Annotated in this window: 21 protein-coding genes; 6 read left to right on the plus strand and 15 right to left on the minus strand. The window is 58.9% G+C overall.

All coding sequences use genetic code 11. The annotated features are described in order from the left end of the window. The first annotated feature begins 119 nt into the window (after window positions 1-119). The 5 genes from nifH (at window position 120) to CJ255_RS01370 (ending at window position 5,267) form a co-directional block, all read left to right on the plus strand. Window positions 120-941, plus strand: a complete 822-nt coding sequence (gene nifH / locus CJ255_RS01350; protein WP_097642292.1) for a nitrogenase iron protein — start codon at window positions 120-122, stop codon at window positions 939-941. A gap of 178 nt (window positions 942-1,119) precedes the next feature. Continuing rightward, on the plus strand, window positions 1,120-2,034 hold the full coding sequence (locus CJ255_RS01355; protein WP_097642293.1) for a radical SAM protein: 915 nt from the start codon (window positions 1,120-1,122) through the stop codon (window positions 2,032-2,034). Window positions 2,035-2,096: 62 nt separating this feature from the next. After that, window positions 2,097-3,536: a nitrogenase component I subunit alpha gene (locus CJ255_RS01360; protein ID WP_097642294.1), complete on the plus strand. Its 1,440-nt coding sequence runs from the start codon at window positions 2,097-2,099 to the stop codon at window positions 3,534-3,536. Between the two features lie 53 nt (window positions 3,537-3,589). Beyond that, window positions 3,590-5,017, plus strand: coding sequence for a nitrogenase iron-molybdenum cofactor biosynthesis protein NifN (gene nifN, locus CJ255_RS01365; RefSeq protein WP_097642295.1), 1,428 nt, complete (start codon window positions 3,590-3,592; stop codon window positions 5,015-5,017). Window positions 5,018-5,054: 37 nt separating this feature from the next. Continuing rightward, window positions 5,055-5,267 carry a hypothetical protein gene (locus CJ255_RS01370; protein ID WP_097642296.1) on the plus strand — a complete coding sequence of 71 codons (213 nt, stop codon included), beginning with the start codon at window positions 5,055-5,057 and terminating at the stop codon, window positions 5,265-5,267. Window positions 5,268-5,343: 76 nt separating this feature from the next. Here CJ255_RS01370 and CJ255_RS01375 read toward each other — a convergent pair whose 3' ends face one another. Further along, window positions 5,344-6,030, minus strand: coding sequence for a hypothetical protein (locus CJ255_RS01375; RefSeq protein WP_097642297.1), 687 nt, complete (start codon window positions 6,028-6,030; stop codon window positions 5,344-5,346). Window positions 6,031-6,194: 164 nt separating this feature from the next. Here CJ255_RS01375 and CJ255_RS01380 point away from each other — a divergent pair, with 164 nt between their 5' ends. Continuing rightward, a complete protein-coding gene (locus CJ255_RS01380; RefSeq protein WP_097642298.1) occupies window positions 6,195-7,622 on the plus strand; it encodes a malic enzyme-like NAD(P)-binding protein in 1,428 nt (475 codons plus the stop codon). A 253-nt stretch (window positions 7,623-7,875) separates the two neighbouring features. Here CJ255_RS01380 and CJ255_RS01385 read toward each other — a convergent pair whose 3' ends face one another. From CJ255_RS01385 to CJ255_RS01450, 14 genes are all read right to left on the minus strand, one after another. Next, the gene (locus tag CJ255_RS01385) at window positions 7,876-8,103 is read right to left on the minus strand and encodes a hypothetical protein (protein ID WP_097642299.1); all 228 of its coding nucleotides are present in this window, start codon (window positions 8,101-8,103) and stop codon (window positions 7,876-7,878) included. A gap of 266 nt (window positions 8,104-8,369) precedes the next feature. Continuing rightward, a complete protein-coding gene (gene ftsZ, locus CJ255_RS01390) occupies window positions 8,370-9,506 on the minus strand; it encodes a cell division protein FtsZ (protein ID WP_097642300.1) in 1,137 nt (378 codons plus the stop codon). A 9-nt stretch (window positions 9,507-9,515) separates the two neighbouring features. Next, on the minus strand, window positions 9,516-10,769 hold the full coding sequence (gene ftsA, locus CJ255_RS01395; protein ID WP_097642301.1) for a cell division protein FtsA: 1,254 nt from the start codon (window positions 10,767-10,769) through the stop codon (window positions 9,516-9,518). Between the two features lie 121 nt (window positions 10,770-10,890). Continuing rightward, window positions 10,891-11,730 (minus strand): cell division protein FtsQ/DivIB, encoded by an 840-nt coding sequence (locus CJ255_RS01400; RefSeq protein ID WP_097642302.1) that lies wholly within the window; start codon window positions 11,728-11,730, stop codon window positions 10,891-10,893. A gap of 144 nt (window positions 11,731-11,874) precedes the next feature. Continuing rightward, window positions 11,875-12,948 carry a D-alanine--D-alanine ligase family protein gene (locus CJ255_RS01405; RefSeq protein ID WP_097642303.1) on the minus strand — a complete coding sequence of 358 codons (1,074 nt, stop codon included), beginning with the start codon at window positions 12,946-12,948 and terminating at the stop codon, window positions 11,875-11,877. 123 nt (window positions 12,949-13,071) lie between these two features. Continuing rightward, window positions 13,072-13,971, minus strand: a complete 900-nt coding sequence (gene murB, locus CJ255_RS01410) for a UDP-N-acetylmuramate dehydrogenase (RefSeq protein ID WP_281257156.1) — start codon at window positions 13,969-13,971, stop codon at window positions 13,072-13,074. After that, entirely contained in the window at window positions 13,949-15,361 is a 1,413-nt protein-coding gene (murC, locus tag CJ255_RS01415) for a UDP-N-acetylmuramate--L-alanine ligase (protein WP_281257158.1), read from the minus strand. The genes murB and murC overlap by 23 nt, the downstream gene beginning before the upstream one ends. After that, window positions 15,358-16,047, minus strand: coding sequence for a hypothetical protein (locus CJ255_RS01420; protein WP_097642304.1), 690 nt, complete (start codon window positions 16,045-16,047; stop codon window positions 15,358-15,360). Before CJ255_RS01420 ends, murC begins: the two co-directional genes overlap by 4 nt. Further along, a complete protein-coding gene (locus CJ255_RS01425) occupies window positions 16,047-17,105 on the minus strand; it encodes a UDP-N-acetylglucosamine--N-acetylmuramyl-(pentapeptide) pyrophosphoryl-undecaprenol N-acetylglucosamine transferase (RefSeq protein WP_245863104.1) in 1,059 nt (352 codons plus the stop codon). Before CJ255_RS01425 ends, CJ255_RS01420 begins: the two co-directional genes overlap by 1 nt. A 139-nt stretch (window positions 17,106-17,244) precedes the next feature. Further along, window positions 17,245-18,507: a putative lipid II flippase FtsW gene (ftsW, locus tag CJ255_RS01430; RefSeq protein ID WP_097642306.1), complete on the minus strand. Its 1,263-nt coding sequence runs from the start codon at window positions 18,505-18,507 to the stop codon at window positions 17,245-17,247. Between the two features lie 94 nt (window positions 18,508-18,601). Continuing rightward, window positions 18,602-19,390: a rhomboid family intramembrane serine protease gene (locus tag CJ255_RS01435; RefSeq protein WP_245863106.1), complete on the minus strand. Its 789-nt coding sequence runs from the start codon at window positions 19,388-19,390 to the stop codon at window positions 18,602-18,604. Beyond that, window positions 19,387-20,931, minus strand: coding sequence for a UDP-N-acetylmuramoyl-L-alanine--D-glutamate ligase (gene murD, locus CJ255_RS01440; protein ID WP_165774518.1), 1,545 nt, complete (start codon window positions 20,929-20,931; stop codon window positions 19,387-19,389). The genes CJ255_RS01435 and murD overlap by 4 nt, the downstream gene beginning before the upstream one ends. Then, on the minus strand, window positions 20,928-22,028 hold the full coding sequence (gene mraY / locus CJ255_RS01445; RefSeq protein ID WP_097642307.1) for a phospho-N-acetylmuramoyl-pentapeptide-transferase: 1,101 nt from the start codon (window positions 22,026-22,028) through the stop codon (window positions 20,928-20,930). The genes murD and mraY overlap by 4 nt, the downstream gene beginning before the upstream one ends. Window positions 22,029-22,030: 2 nt before the next feature. Further along, the gene (locus CJ255_RS01450) at window positions 22,031-23,509 is read right to left on the minus strand and encodes a UDP-N-acetylmuramoyl-tripeptide--D-alanyl-D-alanine ligase (RefSeq protein ID WP_165774519.1); all 1,479 of its coding nucleotides are present in this window, start codon (window positions 23,507-23,509) and stop codon (window positions 22,031-22,033) included. Window positions 23,510-23,865 lie beyond the last annotated feature (356 nt).

The following is a 23,865-nucleotide window of genomic DNA, read 5'->3' on the forward strand; positions in this document are numbered from 1 at the left end:
GCCCGCTCGGGTTGCGCCGAGTTGGATACACCAGCCCAGCCGCCTCCATCACTTTTGGAGTGCGGCTGTCTTTGTTGTTGCCAAGCGAAACGAGCGGTCAGGTCAAAAGGAGCATCGCTATGCGTCAGGTTGCATTCTATGGCAAAGGCGGAATTGGGAAGTCTACGACACAGCAGAATACGGCGGCGGCTCTGGCTTCGATGGGAAACAAATTGATGGTGGTCGGGTGTGACCCCAAGGCGGATTGTACCCGCCTCCTGCTTGGTGGTACGCGCCAGCCCTCGGTTCTCGATACCCTGCGTGACATTGGCCCCGAAAGCGTGCAGCTCGATACGGTGCTGGTGAAGGGCTTTGGTGATGTGAAGTGCGTCGAGTCGGGCGGCCCAGAACCTGGCGTCGGCTGTGGTGGCCGTGGGGTTATTACTGCCATCCAGACCCTCGAAACCCTTGGTGCGTATAAGGACAATTTGGATTACGTCTTCTACGATGTTCTCGGCGACGTGGTCTGTGGCGGCTTTGCGATGCCCATCCGCGAGGGCTATGCCGAAGAGATCTACATCGTCTGCTCCGGCGAGTATATGGCCCTCTTCGCCGCCAATAACATCGCCAAGGGTATCAAGAAGTTTGGCGAGCGCGGCTACGCCCGCCTCGGTGGCCTGATCTGCAATTCGCGTATGGTCGAGAACGAGTACGAGATGGTCAATGAGTTTGCCAAGCGCCTCAATACCAAGATGATCCACTTCGTACCCCGTAGCAAGGATGTCCAACGCGCCGAGATTAACCGCAAGACGGTCATTGACTACGACCCCGAGTTGCCTCAGGCTGGTGAGTACCGTACCCTCGCTGGCAAGATTCAGGAGAATGAGGATTTTACCATCCCCACTCCCATCAGCCAAGATGAGCTTGAGGATCTGATGCGTGACTATGGGATCATGGATTGAGTCTAGGACGCGAGGACGCGAGGACACCCTGATTAGGTGCGTTCGTCCCTTGCAATGGCACTGCTGTGGAATGTCGTTTCCCCTCTCCCGCGCTGCGGGAGAGGACGCCAGGGGATGAGAGCCAACGGTCGTATCCCCAACGAAATTCCTAGTTTACCAGAAAGGATCCTTCCTCACCATGCACGCAACTCCTCCCCCTAGCACCTGCCAAGGCAGTTGTATCCCCAAGGTAGATATTAGTACCCACCCATGCTATAGCCGTGGGGCGCACTTCCGCTTCGGGCGCATCCACGTTCCTGTTGCGCCGCGCTGTAACATTCAGTGCAACTACTGTGTTCGCAAGTATGCTTGCCCCAACGAGAATCGCCCCGGCGTGACGATGCGCGTCGTCTCTCCCGATCAGGCGCTCCAGACCATTGGCCAAGCGGTGGCCCGCGATCCCCGTCTGCGCGTGCTTGGTGTGGCTGGCCCCGGCGATGCCCTCGCCAACGATGCCACTATCACCACCTTCGAGCGCGCCAAGGATGAGTTTCCCCAACTCACGCGCTGCATCTCTACCAATGGCCTGCTTCTGCCTGATCGCATTGATGCCATCGAACGTGCCGGGATCTCCACGCTCACCATCACGATCAACGCAGTTGAGCAAGCCATTGGCGAGCAGATCTACGCCCATGTGCGCTACCAGGGCAAAACCTATCGTGGCCCCGAAGCCTTCGCTCTGCTCCACAAGAACCAGATGGAGGGTTTGCGCGAAGCGGCCCTACGCGGCATGTTCGTCAAGGTCAATAGCGTCCTCATCCCCGGCGTCAACGATCAGCATATGCTCGATATTGCTCATGCCGTCAAGGATCGCGGTGCCTACATCATGAACATTATCCCGATGCTGCCGCTCGCGAAGTTTGCCCATCTCCCAGAACCTACCCTCGAACAGGTCAATGCGGTACGCAACACCTGTGCCACGGTCATTGAACAGTTCCGCAACTGCCAGCGTTGCCGCGCCGATGCCATTGGTGTTCCTGGTGAAGAGGGCTGCGGCCCTACCCCCAGCGAGCAGGTCTGCATCCCCAAGTTTCTTGCTGAACGCCGTGGGTAGGGTCTATGCAGGAATTAGGTTCCCGTACATCATCCCCACCATAGCTAATCAAGGATTGATCCATGAAACTAAAATGCAATGCCACTCTGCCCGACCGGGCACTCCACATTGCCCTCAAGACGAGCGAGGGCGGCTGCCGCCGTGGTGACGGCACCGACTGCTTCATTGCCAGTAATTCCGCCACCACCCCCGGTGACATGACCGAGCGAGGTTGCACCTACGCTGGTTGCCGTGGCGTCGTCGGTGGCCCTGTCAAAGACGCCATTCAGCTCACTCACGGCCCCATCGGTTGCGCCTTCTTCTCCTGGGGCTACCGCCCCCACCTTGCTGACAGCGACTTCCACATGAAGTATACCTTTGTCAGCGATATGAATGAGACCAACATTGTCTTCGGTGGCGAAAAGAAGCTGCTCCAGTCAATCATCGAGGCCAACCGCGAGTTTCCCGAAGCCAAAGCCGTCTTTGTCTACAACACCTGCTCCACGGCCCTGATCGGCGACGATGGTCGTGATGTGGCCAAGCAGGCCGAAGAAATGATCGGTAAGCCCGTCGTCTTCTTTGAATGCGAAGGCTTCAAGGGTGTCAGCCAGTCTATGGGTCACCACGTCGGCAACGAGACCATCTTCCGCCAACTGGTCGGCTCTGCTGAACCCGAAGGCGACTTCAGCCGCACCATCAATATCGTCGGTGATTACAACATCAAGAACGATCTTCGCACCTTTGAGTATCTCTTTGAGGCGCTCGGCCTCAAGATCATCACCCGCTTCACCGGCAATGTCGGCGTAGACGAGCTGCGGATCATGCACAAAGCGGCGCTCAATGTCGTCCACTGCCAGCGCTCTGCCACCTACATTGCCGACATGATGCAAGAGAAGTACGGCACGCCCTACATCAATGTCACGCTCTGGGGCATCAAGCATATGGCCCAAGCCCTCCGCGACACCGCCGCCTTCTTTGGCCTCGAAGCCCAAGCCGAAGCGGTGATTGCCAATGAGTTGGCCAAACTCCAGCCCAAGATTGACTACTACCGCGAGCGCTTACAGGGCAAGACCGTCTTTATCTATCAGGGTGGCCCGCGTGCTTGGCACTGGATCGAACTGCTGCGTGAGCTTGGCATGAAGACCATCACCGTCGCCACTACCTTTGGTCACGAAGATGACTACGAGAAGATCTTTGAGCAGATTGACGCCGGGGGCATGATGATTGACAACCCCAACGTTCCTGAGCTCGAAGAGATCCTCACCCATCGCCGCCCCGACCTCTTCATCTCCGGCAACAAAGAGAAGTATGTCGCCTACAAACTCGGCGTTCCCTTTGTCAATGGTCACACCTACGACACAGGCCCCTACGCTGGCTTCAGCGGCATGGTCAACTTCGCCCGCGACATTGACAAAGCCATTCACGCGCCCATCTGGGCCACGCTCAAGCGCAAAGCCCGTCCCGCTCCCGCTGCCCACCACACTAGCCACGGATTCGCCCACGGCTTTGAAGGCGCAGACTGATTTTCCTTTGTTGGGTCTTCCCCTTGCAAACCATAAAGAGGAGCAAACCATATATGAGCTGCGTCACCACCCAAGATCGAGCGGTTGCCATCAACCCCACCCGCTCGTGTGCGCCTATCGGCGCAATGCTTGCGAACTATGGCATCCACGGCGCCATCACCATCAACCACGGATCTCAAGGCTGTGCCACCTACCCGCGCCACCAGATGGCTCGCCACTTCCGCGAACCCGTTGAGGTTGCCTCCACTTCGCTTACCGAAAAGACTACCGTCTATGGGGGTAAGAACAATCTTCTCAGCGCACTCAAGAATATCTGGGAGCGCTTCAATCCAACCATGATCATGGTCTGCTCTACCTGCCTCTCTGAGACTATTGGCGACGATATTCCCGGTATTATTGACGAATTCAAGGACAACAACCCCGAGATCACCATCCCCATCCTCTCGGTCAAGACCCCCTCCTACATTGGGAATCATGCTACCGGCTTCGACAACTTCCTCAAGGAGATTGCCAATAACCTGCCGGATCGGCGCAAAAAGAAGGGCGAGACCAACGGCAAGATCAACATTATCCCTGGATGGGTCAATCCTGGCGACATCCGCGAACTGAAGCATATCGTGCGTGAGATGGCCCTGCACGCCATCTGGCTCACCGACTACTCCGAGACACTCGACGGCGGCTACTACGAACCACGCCCCCACTTCGCCCGTGGCGGTACCACCATCGAAGAGCTCCAGAGTTCCTCCAAATCGATCGCCACCATTGCCCTGCAGCGCCACATCGGCGGTGATGCAGCCCACATCTACGAGCGACGCCATAACGTCCCCGCCCACATCTTGCCCATGCCTATCGGCCTAGAGAACACCGACGCCTTCGTAGACACGCTCACTGAGATTACCGACCATACGGTTCCCGAGATTCTCCAGGTTGAACGCGCCCGCCTGCTCGACGCCCTCGTTGACACCCACATGTTCACCAGTGGGTTGCGCGTCGCACTCTTTGGCGACCCCGACATCCTCGAGGGGCTCACCAGCCTTGTGGTCGAGATGGGCATGACCCCCGCCTATATTCTTACGGCCTCGGAGAGCAAGCCCTGGGCCGAGCACATGGTTGAGGTGACCCAAGAGCTAGGCGTGGAGAGCGAGATCATCATCAAGAGCGACCTGCACGAGTTGCACAAGCGCATCAAGGCCAAGCCGGTTGACCTGCTCATCGGCCACTCGAAGGGCAAGTTCATCGCCGATGCCGAGAAGATTCCCTTGGTGCGGGTTGGTTTCCCGGTCGAGGATCGCTTCGGTTACCACCGCCGTTCTATCGTTGGCTACAACGGTGCCATCAGCCTCGTAGACGAGATCACCAATATCGTCTTCGAGCGCCGAGCCACTGGTGTCGTGAGCAACACCCTACTCGAACTCGGTGTCGAAGGCCCCAGCACAATGCCCCTGCTCATCCCCAACGGCAACGGCAACGGTAAACACTGAGCTATCACCCTCTTTCCTAGCTCAAGGAGGTGCCAACATGGATGATGCCTATGGCTACGAAGACCTATTAGACGAAGAACGCAACGCCCAGATTATCACCAATGGCGACTACCTCGCAGTTCAACAGCAGGGTCAGCCACGCTACATCTACCGCCGCGTCCCGCCCGATACCGCACTCCACCCCTTTGTCAGCAAACGCGAGCATAACGGCGACCTCTACGGCCTCGCTTGGATCGAAGACGATGAATAGGTAACGTAGGTACATAGGTAGAACAGCAGCGCACGGTGCCCCATCGGGGCAGCGTGTGCTGCTGTTCTACCCGCGCTCATTCCAGCTCATCCTTTGCAGCATCTTCACGGCGGCTCGCACGGGCCGGGCGGGGCTGCAATTCTTGCAGCAGCAAACCTGCCTGTTCATTGCTAAGTTCGCTGCTGTTGATGCCAAAACGCTGCTCAATCGTCGCCTCCAAATCAAGACCTTGCTGTTCGGCGATGCGGGTAAGGGCTTGAAGCTGGCGCGCCGAAGCCGCCTGGTTGGCGCTCTGCGTTTCACTGCTGCGCCCCCACCCGCGACCCTCGGCACTGTAACGTACTCGCTCATCGGCCAATTTCTTCAGATCATCAATGAAATTGGAGGCTTGGCCCTTCGTCATGGTCATAAAATCGATGGCTCGATCAGCCGCATACCCAGCCAACTGCTCATTGCTCCAAGCCAAATGATCCTGCAAGGTCGCAATGTAACTGCGCTGCTTATCGCTCGCGGGCCCATCAGGATCACGCATCTGCACCGGCGTTGCCACATGGGTCTCGCGGATCGTGATCACCTGCTGCTCGACCGCCTCGCGTTGGGCTTGGTAGATCTGCCAGCCCAAGGCTACCGCTTGCTGCACCTCTTCGGGCGAGGCATCCAACGGCAACGTAATCGTCTCCTCCAGGGTAATATAGTCCTCACCAAGCCGAATTGCGGCACGATAGGTGCGGCTGATGCTGCGCTGATCATCGGGCTTGCTCATGCTGCGCTCCTTCAGGGCAAATTGCACGTCCTGTCAGCCTATGGTACCATAGAGCCGAGCGGCGTCGCCTATCCCCAAGCGGTTAGGCGTGTTTTTTTGTTTTTTGACGGTAGCACTAGTTCCTACTTGCTATTTTCTACCTTCTGTCCTAAGTGAGGTTGTCTATGTCTATCGGAGTCGCCTACACCGTGACCGTGCGCTGCCAGATTGATAATCGCCCCGGCATGCTTGGCCAGTTGACTACGCGCATTGGCGAGGTAGGTGGCGATATTGGCGCGATTGATATTGTACGCGCTGAACGCTCACTCTTGATCCGTGATCTCACGGTGCGTGTGCAGGATGAGGTACATGGTGAGTCGTTGGTCAATGCTATTCGTGAAATTCCTGGCATTGATGTCCTCGAAGTAAGCGACCGGGTTTTGCAGGCCCACCGTGGTGGTAAGCTCACGATGCAGAGCCGTGTGCCACTCAAGACCCGTGAGGACCTCTCGTTGGCCTATACGCCTGGCGTAGCCCGCGTCTGCCGCGTCATCGCCGATGACCTTGAGAAGGCGTTTGACTTTACGTGGAAGGCCAATAGCGTTGCGGTGGTGAGTGATGGCAGTGCGATCCTTGGTTTGGGCAATCTGGGGCCGGAAGCGGCCATGCCGGTCATGGAGGGCAAGGCCATTCTCTTTAAGGAGTTGGCCAATATTGATGCGGTGCCGATCTGCCTACGCTCGCAAAAGCCCGAAGTAATTGTCCAAACGGTTGAACAGTTGGCTCCCACATTTGGCGGCATCAACCTTGAGGATATTGCTGCGCCTGCTTGCTTCACCGTTGAAGGTCGCCTGCAAGAGAGCCTTGATATTCCGGTGATGCACGATGATCAGCACGGCACCGCGATTGTGGTGCTGGCAGCCCTACGCAATGCGCTGATCCTTGCGGGCAAGCGCCTCGCCGATGTACGCGCCGTGGTCAATGGGGTTGGTGCGGCGGGCACGGCGATTATTCGTACCCTGCTGGAAGCGGGGATTGGCGAAATTACCGCCGTGGATCGCTTCGGCATTCTGCGCGAGGGCGACTACCAACAGCAGAGTACCATGCAACGCATTGTTGCTTCGCAGACCAACCGTGACCGGCGGCGCGGCGGGCTCGACGTGGCGCTCCACGGGGCCGATGTCTTCATCGGTGTTTCACGCGGCAACATCCTCACCCCCGCAATGGTGCAGAGCATGAATGCCGACCCAATTATCTTTGCGTTGGCCAACCCCGTGCCTGAAGGTGACCCCGACATGCTGCGCCAGTATGCGCGCGTCGTAGCCACCGGACGCTCCGATCAGCCCAACCAGATCAACAATGTCTTGAGTTTCCCCGGAATCTTCCGTGGTGCCCTCGATGTCAGTGCGCGCCAGATTAGCTCGGCCATGCGCCTTGCTGCCGCCGAAGCCCTAGCCTCCGCCATTCCCCCAGAGGAACTGAGCGAAGAGTACATCATCCCCAGCGTCTTCAACCGCCTCGTCGTGCCCACCATTGCTAACGCCGTTGCCCAAGCCGCCATTGACGATGGCGTTGCTAGGGTCAATCGGATGCCTGTGCGTGGCGGGGATTGATACCATTGTAGATTGCAGATTGCCGAACATGGCGTCTCAATGGGCCGTAGCATTCTTGATTGTGCGGCATGTTCAACGGTAATTGGTATGAGAGAAACAGTTTTGCGCCCCTCCGCTGGCTGAGCTTGTCGAAGCCAGCGGAGGGGCGTGGTAGTTCAACTGCTCTGTTCCTCTGTTCCTCTGTTCCTCTGCTCCTCTGCTCCTCTGCTCCTCTGCTCCTCTGCTCCTCTGTTCCTCTGTTCCTCTGCCCCCGCTAGGCTGCATTAATCCGCCGTGGACGCTCCGGCATCATGATGCCGCTCGTTGCTTTCGGGTGTGGTTGCGGAGCAAGTGGCGGTGTTGGCCCTTTGATGATGGCGCCCTGTTCGTGGCGCGTCAGCCGCGTGAACATCCAGTAGATGGCCGCTGGGAAGGGCCGCACCGGTAGCGATTGTTGCGTTGGATTGACCTCAGGGCTGCTGTACCAACGACGTGGTTTCATCACGGACTCCACCTAACAGTGTGTATCACGTCTCGGCTGACGCAGACAGATAAAGCTTTTACACTCTACGACTGCCTGTACTACGTATTACTATCGTACATTCCCATTTAGGCGACAACGGGGAGGGGGAATAATCCCCCTCCCCGTTGAAAAATCGGAAACATATTATACGGTCTGTTTGGGTTGCTGTCAATCGGGTTGTCAAAAATTTTTGCTTGTTGGGGCTGCGCCCCAAACCCACCATGAGGCATACCGCAAGGCTGATCCTACCGCCCGCGGTTGCGGTTCCGCAGGAAGGGCGGGATGTCTAGGTCGTCGCCGCTGGGCATCGCCGGAGCCTGACGCGACTGCGGACGGGGCTGCTGGGGCTGCTGGGCTGGCGTTGCCTGCGGCTGTGCCGCCGCCGCTGGGTACGAGCGGGTGCGCTGTACGTTGGGCTTGCTCAGATCAAAGCCAGTCGCAATCAAGGTCACCTTCACCTCACCCGGCGAGAAGGTGGGATCAATCACCGCGCCAACAATGATGTTCGCGTCGGGATCCACCTGTTTGGCTACAATGTCTGCCGCCTCGTAAACCTCCAAGATACCCAGGTCTTCGCCGCCCGTGACATTGAAGAGCACACCCTTGGCCCCATCAATGCTGACCTCAAGCAGCGGGCTGGCAATTGCCATATTCACCGCATCAACCATGCGGCTATCGCCCTTGCCAAAACCCATGGCCATCAGCGCCGAACCCTGCTGCGCCATGATGGTCTTTACGTCGGCAAAGTCCACGTTGATCAGACCACGCTGGGTAATCAGGTCGGAGATACCCTGAATGCCCTGCCGCAGCACATTATCGGCCATCTGGAAGGCTTGGGTAAAGGTCGTATTCTTGCTCGCCGTCTGCAACAAACGGTCGTTGGGAATCACAATCAGCGTATCAACCACCGGGCGCAACTGGTCAATCCCGGCTTCCGCCGTCTTCCGGCGGTGGTTGCCCTCAAAGGTGAAGGGCCGCGTCACTACGCCCACCGTCAGCGCCCCTAGATCATGGGCAATCCCCGCAATGATCGGTGAGGCACCTGTGCCCGTGCCGCCGCCCATGCCCGCAGCCACAAAGACCATATCGGAGCCTTTGAGTTGCTCGTAGACATCCTCTTGGTTCTCTTCAGCCGCCTTCTGGCCAATGACCGGATTGCCACCCGAACCCAAGCCACGGGTAAGTTTATCGCCAATTCGAATCCGCACCGGCGCAAGCGAGTGCATCAGCGCCTGCACATCGGTATTGACTGTAATAAACTCAACCCCCTGCACTCCATCAGCAATCATGCGGTCAACCGCATTCGAGCCACCGCCACCCACGCCCACAACCTTGATCTGGGCGAAATCTTCATAACTAAAGCCGCTGCTGCGGTCTACCATAGTAGCCTCCTACGGTAAAAATTCCCTCAACCACCCCTTAAAGCGCTCATAGACATTGCCCCAACCCTGACGCTCATCGGAGATGCGTTGGGAGGAACCAAGCATTGACAGGCCGTGGCGCGAACCCCAGCGCAGTAAACCCACGCCAGTCGCGTATGAAGGGCTGTCGAGCGAATCGGCCAGCCCACTCAGATCAGTCGGAACCCCAACCCGTACCGGCATCCCCAGCATATCACGCATCAACTCATCGAAGCGCGCCAGTTGTGCCCCTCCTCCTGTGAGCACAATCCCTGCTGGGAGCATGCCCTCGTAACCGCTGCGCCGAATTTCATTGTAGATCAATTCTACCAATTGTTCAGCGCGGGCCTGCAAAATCTCATTGAGTAAGTGGCGGTTAATCTGCTGTTTCTCGCCCACATTGAGCGTTTCAATCTCAATCATACCATCAGTTTCGTCCTCAGCCGGTGGTTCGCCCGCAATTGCACTGCCGTAACGCAGTTTCAAATACTCAGCCGTATTGTGCGGTGTGTGCAACACATAGGTAATATCGTTGGTAAAATGGTTGCCTCCCACCGAGATAACACTGGTATGCCAGACCCCGCCCTGTACAAAGATGGCGACATCGGCGGTACCACCGCCAATATCCACCAGCATGACGCCGCGATCTTTATCCTCAGCCGTGAGTACCGCCTCACCCGAAGCAAGCGGTTGCAGCACCATGTCGTCAATCTCAATCCCCGACTTCTGCACGCTCTTGATCAGATTCTGAATGGCCATTACTTCGCCAGTGACGATGTGCGTCTCGACCTCCAAGCGAAAGCCACTCATGCCAATCGGATCGCGGATGCCTTCATGCCCATCAAGCACATAGGCGCGCGGAATCACATGGATAATCTCGCGCTGCGTCGGTATCGCCACCGCCTGGGCCGACTCCACCGCCCGCGCCACATCGTTGCGGGTAATCTCTTGGTCGGGACGCTGTACTGCCACCACGCCACGGCTGTTGAGCGACGAGATATGCCGCCCACTCACGCCCACAAAGGCCGTGCCAATCCGGTAGCCGCTCAAGCGCTCCGCTTTCTCCACACTACTCTCAATCGAACTCACGGCATCGTCAATATTGACCACGACGCCCTTGTCGAGGCCCTTGCTCGGTGTGACTCCCACCCCCAGGATGTTGAGACGCCCCGTGTCACTCAGTTGGGCTACAATCGTACAAACCTTCGTGGTCCCGACATCAATGCCGACAATCGTACGCTGCATAAGCTATCTCACATGTATTGTGGTTTATTCGGCAGTTACTACGTGGCATACGCTGGAGTGCCGGCTTTAGCCGGCTGAAGCCGGCACTCCAACGCCAGCCCATAGACTCTTAGACAGCCTCTTAGCTTGCCTCACCAGCAACATTCTGATAAAACGGGTTACTTGGACGCAAATCTAGGTAGGTAAAAGGCGTCTGATCGGAACGTAGGGCTGCCAAGATTGCCAATTTGCGATCAAGGCGATCACTCTGCCCAAAGATAATCGTCTGGCCGTCAAGGGTACGGATGTAGATCCCCAGCCCATGATCCCAGCCAATTTCAGTCGGATGCAAACCCAACTCCACTGGTAAGCGCACCGCCAACGCCTGGGCCAAACGGATTGCATCGCTATCGAGCTGCATGCGTGGATCCAGTTGAGCATGGGTCAGATCCGTTATAACTAGAACGTCACCTTCGGCGGCTTCTTGAGCAGGGCCCAAGACTTGACCTGTGCTATCCACCAGATATTGCACTCCACCCGCTTGCCAACGCACCTCTGGACGGCGTTCAACCACACGTATCAGCGCCTGATCGGGCAGTCGCAACTCAAGTTCAGCCGCAACAATATAGGCATTCTCACTCAAACGCGCCACGGCCTGCGCTTGATCCACGAACCAGATGGGACGCCCATGGAGCCCAGCCAAGGCCGCCACATCTTCAGCCAAGAGCGAACTATTGCCCTCCACGGTTATCGTCTGAAGCTGAAAGCGGCTATGGCCAAAGAGATAGCCCAACAGCCCACACGCCACCAGAAAGATCACCAAACTCACCAAGCGCCCACTGCCTAGCCAGGCCAACAGCACACGCCGCAACCCCGGACGGGTCACCTGCCAACGTACCGTCGGCGGCTTCGACGCGCCCTCACGACGGCGCTGGCGCAGCGCCGCGACCCGCTCCCGTGTATTTGGTGCATTATATTCCATGGACTGCGTCCGATCTTGGTGTCATTGCCCTACAAGCCGGTTGGGGCTGCGCCCCAAACCCCGTTTGTTGTTCCGTGTTGGCGGCTTCGCCGCCAAAGGGGGAGTATGCGCGGGAACCAGGTTCCCTCGCATACTCCCTGCGGGCTACGCCCTACCCGCATGACGCTCCAATGCTAACGTTATCAGCCGATCCAGTAGGTCTGCATATTCCAAGCCACTGGCTGCCCACATCTTAGCGTACATGCTGATTGGCGTAAACCCCGGCATGGTGTTTACTTCGTTGATCCAAAGTTCACCGCGATCTTTGTCGAGGAGAAAATCAACCCGTGAGAGCCCAGCGCCATCAATTGCCTGAAAGGCCAGTTTGGCCAGGGTAGTGATCTGGTCGGCCAGCCCGGCTTCAATCTGGGCCGGGATGATGATCTGCGAGGCACCGTCGAGGTATTTGGCTGCATAATCGTACCAATCGCCAGAGGGTACCGCCTCGCCCACGACACTCGTCGCCAGTTCTTCATTGCCCAAGACACTGACCTCAAGCTCGCGTGCCGCGATGCCCTGCTCTACCACGATCCGGCGGTCGTAACGCGCCGCTTCGCTCAACGCGGTCAGCAATTCGCTCTGATCATTGGCCTTACCAACGCCCACGCTGCTCCCCATGTTGGCCGGTTTCACAAAGACGGGGTAGCGCAACGTGGCCTCAATTTGCGCACAAATATCACCTGGTTCTGCCTCAAAATCGCTGCGGCGCACCAAGAGCCAGGGCAGCAGCGGCAAGCCTACCGCAGCAAATGCGGCCTTCATCAGGGCCTTATCCAGGCCCACGGCACTTGCCGCCACCCCACAGCCTACATAGGGCAAGCCCACCAGTTCAAGCAGACCCTGGACTGTCCCATCCTCACCCATTGGCCCATGCAGCACCGGAAAGACCACATCAAGCGGCACAGGTGGATGAAAGAACGAGAAGTTCTCAAGCACCTCTCCTGTTGCTGCTTGTACGCCCCCGCTCCCCGGCAGACGGGCCGGATCAGCAGCAGCCAACAAGGCCGCGTGGGCGCCATCCCCCGCAATCCAGCGGCCATCTTTGGTGATGCCCACCGGAAAGATCGTGTAGCGTTCCGGATTCAGTGCCGCCATCACCGCCTGAGCCGAGAGCAACGATACTTCGTGTTCGCCGCTCTGCCCGCCAAAGAGTACCGCAACTGTGAGTTTCTGGTTCATGGGTTTTGTCTGTTTCATTCGGATCTAACCAACTTTCGGGGATGCGTGAGGCGAGGATGCGAGGGCTTCGCGTCTTCGCATCCTCGCGCCCTCGCAAACGATAATGTAGCTATCAACCATCCCCTACGGGACAATCCTTACCTCCAATTGAAGCATAACACCAAACTGTCGCGCAACCTCAGCCTGAATCAATCCAATCAGCGCCTGAATATCACATGCCCGCGCCCCACCACGATTGATGATGTAGTTGGCATGGAGGGGGCTGACGAGGGCCGTACCGATGCTATAGCCTTTGAGTCCTACCGCTTCAATCAGCCGCCCGGCACTATCGCCCGGCGGGTTCTTAAAGACGCTGCCGCACGAACTGCCCGCTGGTGTGCGCTGTTTGCGTTGAGCGGCGATTTCGGCCATGTGTGCCTTCAACACCTCCGCATTACCCCGCTGGAGCCGGAAGGTAGCAGCGAGCACGAGGGCCGAACTCCGCGCTTCCAACGCCTTCAAGACACTCGAACGATAGCCAAACGCAAACCGTGCTACCGGCCATGTCACAATCTGGTTGTCAAGGAGCAGTTGGGCCTGCACGAGGCTGCTGGCAATATCGCCGCCATAGCAGCCCGCATTGCCCACTATGGCACCGCCAACACTCCCTGGCAAGCCTTCGGCCCAGGCGAGGCCCGCCCAGCCCATGCTGCTCACGCGCCGCGCCAAGCCCGCCATAGGCGCTCCGGCTTCGACATGGAGCAGGGCGTAATCTCCCTGATGCTCCAATTGCCAGCCTTGGGCGCGGTAGCTGGCAATCAAGCCGGGGTAACCCGCATCATCCACCAGCAGATTGGTGCCTCGGCCCACCCAGAGCAGCGGTAGCTCGGTGGCGGCGACCCAAGCCAACAACGCCTGAGCCTGCTCAGGGCTACGCGGCTCGCTATAGTAGCGAGCCACACCCCCGGCCCGCCACGAAGTGTGGCGCTCCATCGGTTCAGCCGTGCGGATCGGCGGTAGATCAGGTGGATGTACGCTGCTCAAGAAGGAACCTCCCAACCGCATCGCCATCACCGGCCCCCATGGTCAGAACGAGATCGCCGGGGCGGACGAGTTCAACCAGCGTTACGCCCGCAGCGGCCACTGGGCCCGCATAGTGCGCTGCGAGGCCAGCGGTTTGCATGAGTGCCACCAGTTCACGGGCGGCACCAGCAGCATCGCCCTGCTCACGGGCGGCATAGACATCACCTATGAGCAGCAGGTCTGCCATTTGGCCTGCCGTGGCCCAGGCATCGCGCAGGCTGGCCGTGCGGCTGAAGGTGTGGGGTTGCAGATAGGCCACAATGCGCCGCTGCGGGTAGCGTGCCCGCGCCGCCGCCAAAGTGGCCCGTACCTCAGTGGGGTGGTGGGCATAATCATCAATCACCAGCACCCCCCCGGCCTCGCCCTGCACCTGAAAGCGGCGCGCTGTTCCCCGAAAATTGGCCAGGGCTGCGGCAGCAGCCGCGAGATCGGCCCCTAAGAGCGCAGCGGCGGCCAAGGCACCCAGCGCATTCCGCACATTATGCGCCCCCGGCAGTGCCAAGCTCTGCGCCCCCAAACAGTATTGAGCCATCCGCTGCCGGTGGTAGCGCCAGAGATCAAAACGGAAGCCCCCAGAGGGTGTCGGCCCAACTCCACTGGCCGTCCAATCAAGCGGAGCTAGACGGCACGAGGCCGGATCATGCGCGAGGCGCTCTTGAATCCCGTAGCGCAGCGCAAAGGGGAGATCAAGGGCCAATGCGCCCGCGTCATCACCACAGAGTACGACATGGCGCGCCTGGGCCGCAAACTGGGCAAATGCCTCATGGTAGGCTTCAGGCGAGGCATAGATGTCGGGGTGATCCCACTCCACATTGGTAATCAGCGCAACCTTGGAGGTGAGCGCCAAAAAGACGCGATCATACTCATCGGCCTCAACCACCAACGGCGCAGCCGGATCACCCCAGGCCGCACTGCCGCCCAGATCAGGCACCTCGGCCCCAATCAGATAGCCCGCATCCTGCCCGCCCGCCCGCAGCGCCACGGCCAGCATCGCGCTCGTGGTGGTCTTGCCGTGGGTTCCCGCCACCGCCGCCACCGGGCGCTGCTGCGACCACTCGCGCCACAGTTGGGCGCGGCCAATGATCGGAATCGCGGCGGCGCGGGCCGCATCAAGCTCAACGTGGCCAGGAGCCACCGCCGCCGAAGCGAGCAAGCGATCAGCCCCGGCCACATAGGCCGCCTCATGCCCCTGGTAGATCGTGGCCCCCCGTGCCGCCAATCGCTCCGTCTGGCGATTGGCCGCAAGGTCAGACCCGCTCACCCGCTGGCCCTGATCGAGCAACAGGTGCGCCATTGCGCTCATGCCCGCTCCGGCAACCCCAACGATGTGGTAATGCAACCGAGCCGTCACTTACGACCACCCGCCTGCCAGACCTTCGGGAAGTAGAAGAAGACCAGTCCAAGAATAATGATGAAGAAGATCACAATCAGCGAGGTGGTTAGATCGGCAATATTGGGTAAGGTATTGAGCACGTTCGCCACTGGCCCGCCCAGATTGCCCCCATTATTCTGAAAATCGATCCAGAAGATTTTCATCGCATTGCTCCAGAGCGCAACAACCAGCGCTCCGACAAAGAGGCCAAGTGGTTTCGCTAAAGGCTCATTGGGGGGGCCGTTCCAACTTGAATTCTTCGAGAAGAAGAAACCCAGGAGTACCAGGGCAACAAAGGCCACAAAACGAAAGAAGAGGGGCACCTGCAATTCTGTGGTGATCAAGGGCTCAAGCACATCGGCACCAGCGGTATCGCGCCCCAAAACAATCGCCAAGAGGCGCGGCCCATTCTGCCACATGCGATTGATCAATTGGACCACAAAATTACCGCCCTGCACCGTCGCAATATAGGCCGCAATTGTCCAAAAAGCCACCGTCAACAGATTGCGAAACCCAAACTGATAGCCCCAATAGGCCCCAATCGCCAGCAAAATGACCAGCAGCGCCGTACCATTCAAGGTCAACGTGATCGCATCCTGGGCTTGCGCGATTGGTACTACCTCGAGCCAGGGGAGAAGGAAGCGAACGACTTCGTGGTATTCCATCAGCCACCACTCCTTGCGGCTAATCCGAACATTGCCCCGGCCAACTCGTGGGCCGCATCTGGACGGGACAACGCCCGACTCTGCTCCGCCATACGTTGCCGCGCAAGCTGATCATCGAGGAGGCGGGCCACTGCGCGAAAGAGAGCCCCCTCCTGGGGCGGGCCTGTTCCGATCATAGCACAATCAGCAACCTTTTCTGCTACCCCATATCGTACCAGATAATCGGCATTTTCATCCTGATGCACATAGGGATAGGGTACCAAGATCGCCGGTAGACCTGCCGCTGGCAATTCGGCCAATGTAGAGGCACCACTCCGGCAGATGGCCAGATCGGCGGCTCCAAATGCGGCAACCATCGCTGGGGTGGTTACGCCATCCAAGTATGGATAGAGTTTATACCGTACTTGTAACGATTCTGGCAAAGACTGTGCGGCCTTATGGAGGAATGTTTCGTCGCCTTCGCGTCCACAGACGTGAATGATCTGGCAGCGGGCCAAAAGATCGGGCAGCAGTTGGGCAATTGCTTGGTTGATACTCCGAGCTCCTCGGCTGCCACCATAGACCAGCAGCACCGGCAGGGGCGCCTCAAAGCCAAAGGTGCGGCGACACGCCTCACGTTCCTGCTCAAAGAACTCTGGGCGCAAGGGATAGCCCACCACGAGCGCTCGTGGATTGTCGGGGCGCAGGCCCAACACTGGCAGCGCCTCGGCCACATTGACGGCCACCTTGGTTGCGATACGCGCTAGGAGCCGCCCAGCCAAGCCGGGCACCAGATCGGGCAGGTAGATCAGCGTTGGTACGCGCGCCAGCGTTGCGGCAAGAAAGAGCGGAACACAGACATAGCCGCCCGTACCCAAGATCACCTGGGGGCGCAGTTCGCGGATCAGGCTGCGTGCTGCCACCAATCCGGCTGCCATCGTTGTCGCGCCCCGCGCCAGCGCCAGCGGGCCGCGCCCGCGCAACGCCGCCGCCGGAAGCGCCCGAAAGGGCAAACTACTCTCGGTTGCCACAATCCGCTCCTCCATGCCCCCCACACTCCCCACATAGACCAGCACCACCCCGCAATCCCCCTGCCCCGTCCCCCTGCCCCTCTGTTCCTCTGTTCCTCTGTTCCCCTGTTCCTCTGTTCCCCTGTTCCTCTGCCCCCCTGTTCCCCTGCCCCTCTGTTCCTCTGTTCCTCTGTTCCCCTGTTCCTCCTCAACGCCTACGATAGCGGTGGCCACTGCCAAAGCCGGGTAGACGTGCCCGCCCGTGCCCCCGCCACACAGCAAGATTGTTGAGGAAGGCAAGCTTGGGGCGGGGTCTGATCCTCGGCGCATCGGTAATCTCCTCGGGCTGGTGTTGCGATGTATGCTTCGAGATATTGAGCAGTACACCAATTGCAATCATATTCATATAGAGCGACGTACTGCCATACGATACAAAGGGCAAAGTTAGGCCAGTAAAGGGCAGCAGCGAAGTGGTCACCCCCAGATTAATGAAGGCTTGGAGCGTAATCCAACTGGTAATCCCCACCGCCACGAGGGATGCAAAGGGATTGGGGGCACGGCCAGCAATACGATAGCCGCGGTAGGCAATGATCGCAAAAGCGATCAAGACCAGCACCGTCCCGACGAGGCCCAGTTCTTCGCCAATGATGGCATAAATGGTATCGGTATGGGCTTGGGGCAACCACTGGAACTTCTGACGCGCCTGGCCCAAACCCTGGCCGAAGATGCCACCACTGCCGAGCGCATAGAGCGCGTGGGTAGGCTGGAAGCCAAAGGTACTGTAGTACTTCTCGGGGTCTTGGAAGGCCATAATGCGCGCATTGCGATACCCCGCGACGCTGATCAGAAACCAAAAGGAGGCCACGGCCAGCCCGATGGCCCCAAGGATATGCCAGACGCGCGCCCCAGCGGCGAAGTAGATCGAACCGCCAATCAGCACTAGCACCACGCCTGTGCCCAGATCGGGCTGGAGCATCACCAGGCCAAAGATCAGGCCCATCATCACCGCGAAAGGAATGAGCCCATAGGTGACATTGCCGACCTTTTCGCTGCGCCGCGAGAGCCAATCGGCAAAGTAGATAATGATGATCAGCTTGGCAATCTCGGCGGGTTGCACACTAAAGAGCCCAAAGACGCCACCCTCACCAAGCCGAATCCAAGAGCGTGAGTTGTTGACTTCGGTGATTGAGGCGGGCAAGATCAGCACCAACACCAAAAGCCCGATACAAGCCGCCATCAGATGGATCGAATATTTGCGCCACATGCGATAATCGATCCGTTGGGCCACCAGCAGGCCCACCGTCCCAATTGCTGCACCTACCATCTGACGCAGCAGATAGTAGTACTGGTTGTTATGCAGATTGTAGCCTTCGACAAAGCTCGAACTATAGATCATCACCAAGCCGAAGGCCACCAGTGACCCGACCGTAGCTAAGAGGAGGTAGTCGGGTTTGTGGGTTCGCTCGGCCACAGGAATCTCCTTATTTTTTTTCGTTCGTGTTGGTGGCTACGCCACCAACACGAACGAAAAAAGTTCTTCGGGGGAAGTTTGACCTCAATGCTGCTCATGCTCCAGAAAACAGGAGAGCTAGGAGTACGAGGGTACCGCCAATAGCAACGGTTGCGGTTGTGCCCCAGGGCGGATAGGTGCGGCTGAGCATGGGCGGAAAGAAGCGCTGATCCACGCTGATGCGGGGAGCCAAGGCGGCCCCAACGAGGGCTCCAACCACGAGGCCACCCATATGGCCCCAATTGTCAATAATCCCCGGTGCCGAAAAGCCAATGATCAGGTTAATCCCGGCAATCGCGCCCATACTCTGCACCTGGGCCTGCCCAAACTCGCCCAAGGCGGCGCGGCTCAGGTAGAAGAACATGCCCAAACCGCCAATCAGCCCAAAGATCGCCCCACTTGCACCCACAGAGGGGTTCGGCGACATCAGGTAGGAGGCGACACTGCCGCCCAAGCCGGCCAAAAAGTAGAGGACGAGGAAGCGCCGCGTGCCATAGATGCGCTCACACTCAGGCCCAAGGGCATAGAGCGCAAAGCTGTTGAAGAAGATATGGATCAGATTGCCGTGCAAAAACATGGCGGTTAGCAGCCGCCAATACTGCCCGCCATCAATCAGGCTATTATCTTTCGCTCCGAGCAGCAACAGCACCAAGAGGTGGGGTTGAAAGAGCCCCCCCGTGCCCAAGAGCAGATTGAGCAGCGTGGTGAGCAGATACATCGCAACAATCAGCCCCAACAGCGTATAGACCGCCCAAGGGCGTGGCACTGTGAGGGCAACCAGGCGGGGCTGTTCAGGATCAGTGCGCTCGTTGTGGTCATCTGGCGGTGGGAAAGAATAGCTCACTGGGCAGCCTTTGGTGACGAATGTTGCCCACTACGTTGACGCTGCTCGTTATCCAGTGCGCCCACGAGGTGACGAAACTCCTCGCCACGATGAAACTCGTTCTTGAACATGCCAAAGCTCGCACACCCCGGCGAGAGCAGCACCGTATCGCCCTCCTCAGCCAAGCCACGGGCAGCAGCGAGCGCCTCGGCAAAATTGGTATGGGGCCCACTGAGCAACGGGCAATCAGCACGGTCGGCAGATGCCTGCACCGCCGCAACCATACGCGAGGTGGCGCTGCCTTCCAGCAGGACAAGAGCCTTCACGCGGCGGGCAATTGCTGCCCCAAGGGGGCCAAATTCCAACTCCTTATCGGCACCGCCCGCAATCAAGACAATCGGCGTATGCAGCGTCTCAAGGGCCGCGAGCGCCGCCGCAGGATTGGTCGCGGTGGTATCATTCACATAGCTAACCCCATCAAACTCGCGCACCAATTCAAGCCGATGCTCAACCCCAGTGAAGGTGCGTAGCGCCACACGAATATCGGCGGGCAAGGCACCAAAGGCACGCGCAAGGGCGGCGGCAAACATCGCATTTGCCAGATTGTGCGCCCCCGGAATACGCAGATCCCCAACACTAAAGAGCGGCTCACCGGCCAACGGCGTCGCGGAGCCACAGTAGCCCGACACATCGCGCCAGATAATCGTATCGCCGCGCCGCTCCACCGAGGTGTCTACCGAGCGCACCACCGGCTGCAGAAAGCGCGTGCGCGCCCGCGACCAGTGGGGGCCAGCGCAGACCCAAATCGCCCGCCCGCCGTGACGCTGCATGCCCTCATAGAGCAGCATATGCTCCACCGAGCCATCATCAGCGCCATTGAGCGCGAGAATGCCATCCTTGGGCTGATGCCAGTAGATTTGGCGTTTGGCGGCGGCATAGGCATCAAGCGAGCCATGCCAATTGACATGATCCGAGGAGAAGTTGGTAACGAGGCTGTAGTGCGGGCTGAGCCCTGCCGCCCCGAGGCGTTCAAGCTGGAAACTGGACAACTCAAGCACCACTGGCGTCTTGGCGTTCAGTTTAGGAAGCGCCTCAAGCGCCGAGACCTGCAGATTGCCTGCGACCAGCGTAGCCGGATGGCGTCGTCGCAGCATCGCGGCCAGCAACAGAGCCGTGGTGGTCTTACCCTTCGTGCCCGTCACCCCCAGAATAGGGCCGGGGCAGGCGCGAAAGAAGAGCGTCATCTCGGTTTCAATCGGCACCCCTGCGTCCGCCGCCTGCGCCAGCCAGGGCGAGTCGGGGCGCACCGCCGCATTGGCCACCACGAGATCACTCGTCGTGAAATCCTCAGCGCGATGCTCACCCAGCACATAGTCTACGTGGGAGTCCAACTCCTCAGCCGCCGCATTGAGTGCCGCCACCGACGCGGCCAAAGCCTCCGGCTCAGCGCTATCGGTTACTGTCACCTTGGCACCCTGACTCAGCAGCCAGCGAGCGACCCCCAACCCGCCGCCATGCACGCCCAGGCCCATCACGAGCACCTTTTGGTCACGCAGATTCATGGTCGCCCCTCAACCACTTGGGTAGCGGGCGGAACATCGGCGTGTTGGGGCGGACGCGGCGTTGCAAAGATCAGAGCCATCGAGATACCCACCATAGCGGCTACCGTGCCAATCAGCACAAAGCGTTGCGTCACCTGAACCTGACTCCAGCCACACAATTCAAAGTGGTGGTGCAGCGGTGCCATGCGAAACACCCGTCGCCCCTCACCATAGCGCCACCTTGTCCACTTAAAATAGCCTGTCTGGATCATGGTTGAACACGCTTCAACAACAAAAACAATCCCTACTACAGGCAGTAGCAACCATTGTTGCGACTGAAGGGCAACAACGGCTAACGTAGCCCCAAGGGCAAGTGAACCGAGATCACCCATAAAGACCTGGGCCGGATGAGCATTGTACCAAAGGAAGGCCGCACAAGCCCCTACGAGCGTGAAGGAAAAGGCCATCAGATTGGTCAATTGCGGTTCCGCCAAGAAGGTCATCACGCCATAGGCAGCAAAGGCCAGCGTCAAGTTCCAGCCAGCCAAGCTATCGAGCCCATCGGTGATATTGACCGCATTCGCCGTACCCACAATAATAAAGATCGCCAGCGGAATGAAGAAGGGGCCAATGTTCCGTTCGCCGATGAAGGGAATCTGCACAAGACCATCGTGGGCCAAGCCAAAGGGCTTCGGCAAATAGAGCGCCAGACTAGCCACCAAGGCCACCACGACCATGAGCCAGAACTTGTAGCGCACCGTAAAGCCATAGGTCTTCGATTTCGTTCCCGTCAGGCTCTTCCAATCATCCACCCCACCCAAGACCGCAAAACTGAGCAACACCGCAAGGGGCAAGAGCATAGACCAGCGATCAACCATGTTGAAGAGCATCGTCAGCACCACTACCGTGCTAACAATCATCACCCCACCCATAGTCGGCGTCCCCATCTTGGTCAGATGGCTTTTGGGGCCATCCACACGGATCTGCTTACCGAGCTTATGACGCCGAGCGAAGTTCACCCACCACGCACCGACAAACAGGGTCAGCACGAAGGCCGCAGCGGCCAACAAGAGAGCGCGGGCCATATCTTGCACCAGCACCGCTCGTAGAACATCCAAAACTACTCCTCCTCTGGGCGGATTTGGAGTGCAGCAACAAGCTGCTCCAGTTCCAGCGCCCGTGATCCCTTCACCAATACATAGTCACCAGCCTGGAGCAACGGGGTCAAGGCGGTGATAGCATCGGCATTCGTTGTACAAGTAAGAACGTGATCAGCGGGCAATCCGGACGCCCGCGCAGCGGATGCAATCATTTCAGCTTGGGGCCCTACCGTCACCAAATGGGTTACCACCGTTGCGGCATGTTCACCGACCTGACGGTGGCCCGCTGCGCTGGCACTACCCAATTCCAGCATATCGCCCAAGACTGCAATTTTACGGCCAGGCATTTCCGCCAGGAGGTCGAGGGCCGCCACGGTTGAGAAGGGCGCAGCATTGTAGGTGTCATCAATTATTATAGCCCCATTTGCGGCGCTCACGACAGCCACACGCGACTGCACCGAAGAATCTTGCAACCCGGCAGCAATCTCTTCCCAACTGAGGCCCAACACGAGGCCAGCGCTTGCGGCGGCCATGGCCGTGTAGACGCTATGGCGACCGAGCATGGGCAGGCGCAGGGTTACGCTGCTGCCAGCGTGGTGGGCTTCAAAGGCGATCCCGTCGAGGCCAAAGCTCTCGATGTGTTCAGCCCGCAGATCGGCAGTAGGGCTACAGCCAAAGGTGAAGACGCGCGCGCGGGTACGTTTGGCCATTGCCGCCACCAGCGGATCATCGGCATTCAGAATACACCAGCCCTCGGCGGGCAGCGATTCAGGCAATTCAGCTTTGGCATGGGCAATCGCCTCAATACTGCCGAGCCGCTCAAGGTGGGTCGGGCCAACATTAGTAACAATCCCGACCGTGGGGCGGGCGAGCCCCGCCAGAAAGCGGATTTCGCCCGCAGCCCACATGCCCATCTCCAGCACAACCGCCTCATGGTGCGGTCGTAAGCGGAGCAGGCTGGTCGGTAGCGTGGCCTCGCTATTAAAACTACGTTTGCTTTTTAAGGTGCGGAAACGCCGCCCCAAGACGGCGGCTGTGACCTCCTTGACGGAAGTCTTGCCCACGCTACCGGTGATACCAACAACAGTTGGCGTGAGCTGTCCACGATGGTAGACGGCCAAGCGCTGAACCGCCATCAGCGGGTCGTCCACGGCGATGAGTAAGCAAGCATCGGCGGGCGCTTCGGCGAGCCCCGCGCCAGTGGCGGGGTCTACGAGAACCCACGGGCGCTCAAGGCGACGCAGCGTCGCTTGTTGCGCCTCAACCGCAGCACGGGTAACGAGCGCTGCCCGTGCGCCGCCTGCTATCACATCGGCCAGAAAAAGATGCCCATCGGTACGTTCCCCCTGAAGGGCGAGAAACAGTCCCCCCGGCTCTACATCGCGTGAGTCGGTGACCACTTCACCAAGCTGTACCCCCTGCCACTGCGGTGGCAGATGGGGCAATGCCCGTGCCCATCGGGGTTGCACACCATATAGGACTTCGCTGAGTCGTAGCACATCGCCCTCCATGATCCCATTCTGCTTGTGTGGGACATCTAGGGCAATTATAGCACCTCCTGAGAGTATACGTAGGCATTTGGTAGGATGTATAGTAGCGGGGGTTGGGGGGAGGCTACGCCTCCTCCGAAGAATTTTTTTCGTTCGTGCGGAAGAAGTCCTAGGCCGCGCCGCTTGGCTTCGACAGGCTCAGCCAGCGGCGCGGTGGCGCGGTGGCCCGGTGGCTGAGCTTGTCGAAGCCAGCTTGTCGAAGCCAGCTTGTCGAAGCCAGCTTGTCGAAGCCAGTTTGTCGAAGCCACCGCGAGGCAGCCTGTCAACCCAAAGCTTTTTCGCGCTAACAACTTTGTTCGTTCGTG

Origin of the sequence: Candidatus Viridilinea mediisalina (genome assembly GCF_002532535.1) — a bacterium.
In the GTDB taxonomy this organism is placed as follows: Bacteria; Chloroflexota; Chloroflexia; order Chloroflexales; family Chloroflexaceae; genus Viridilinea; species Viridilinea mediisalina.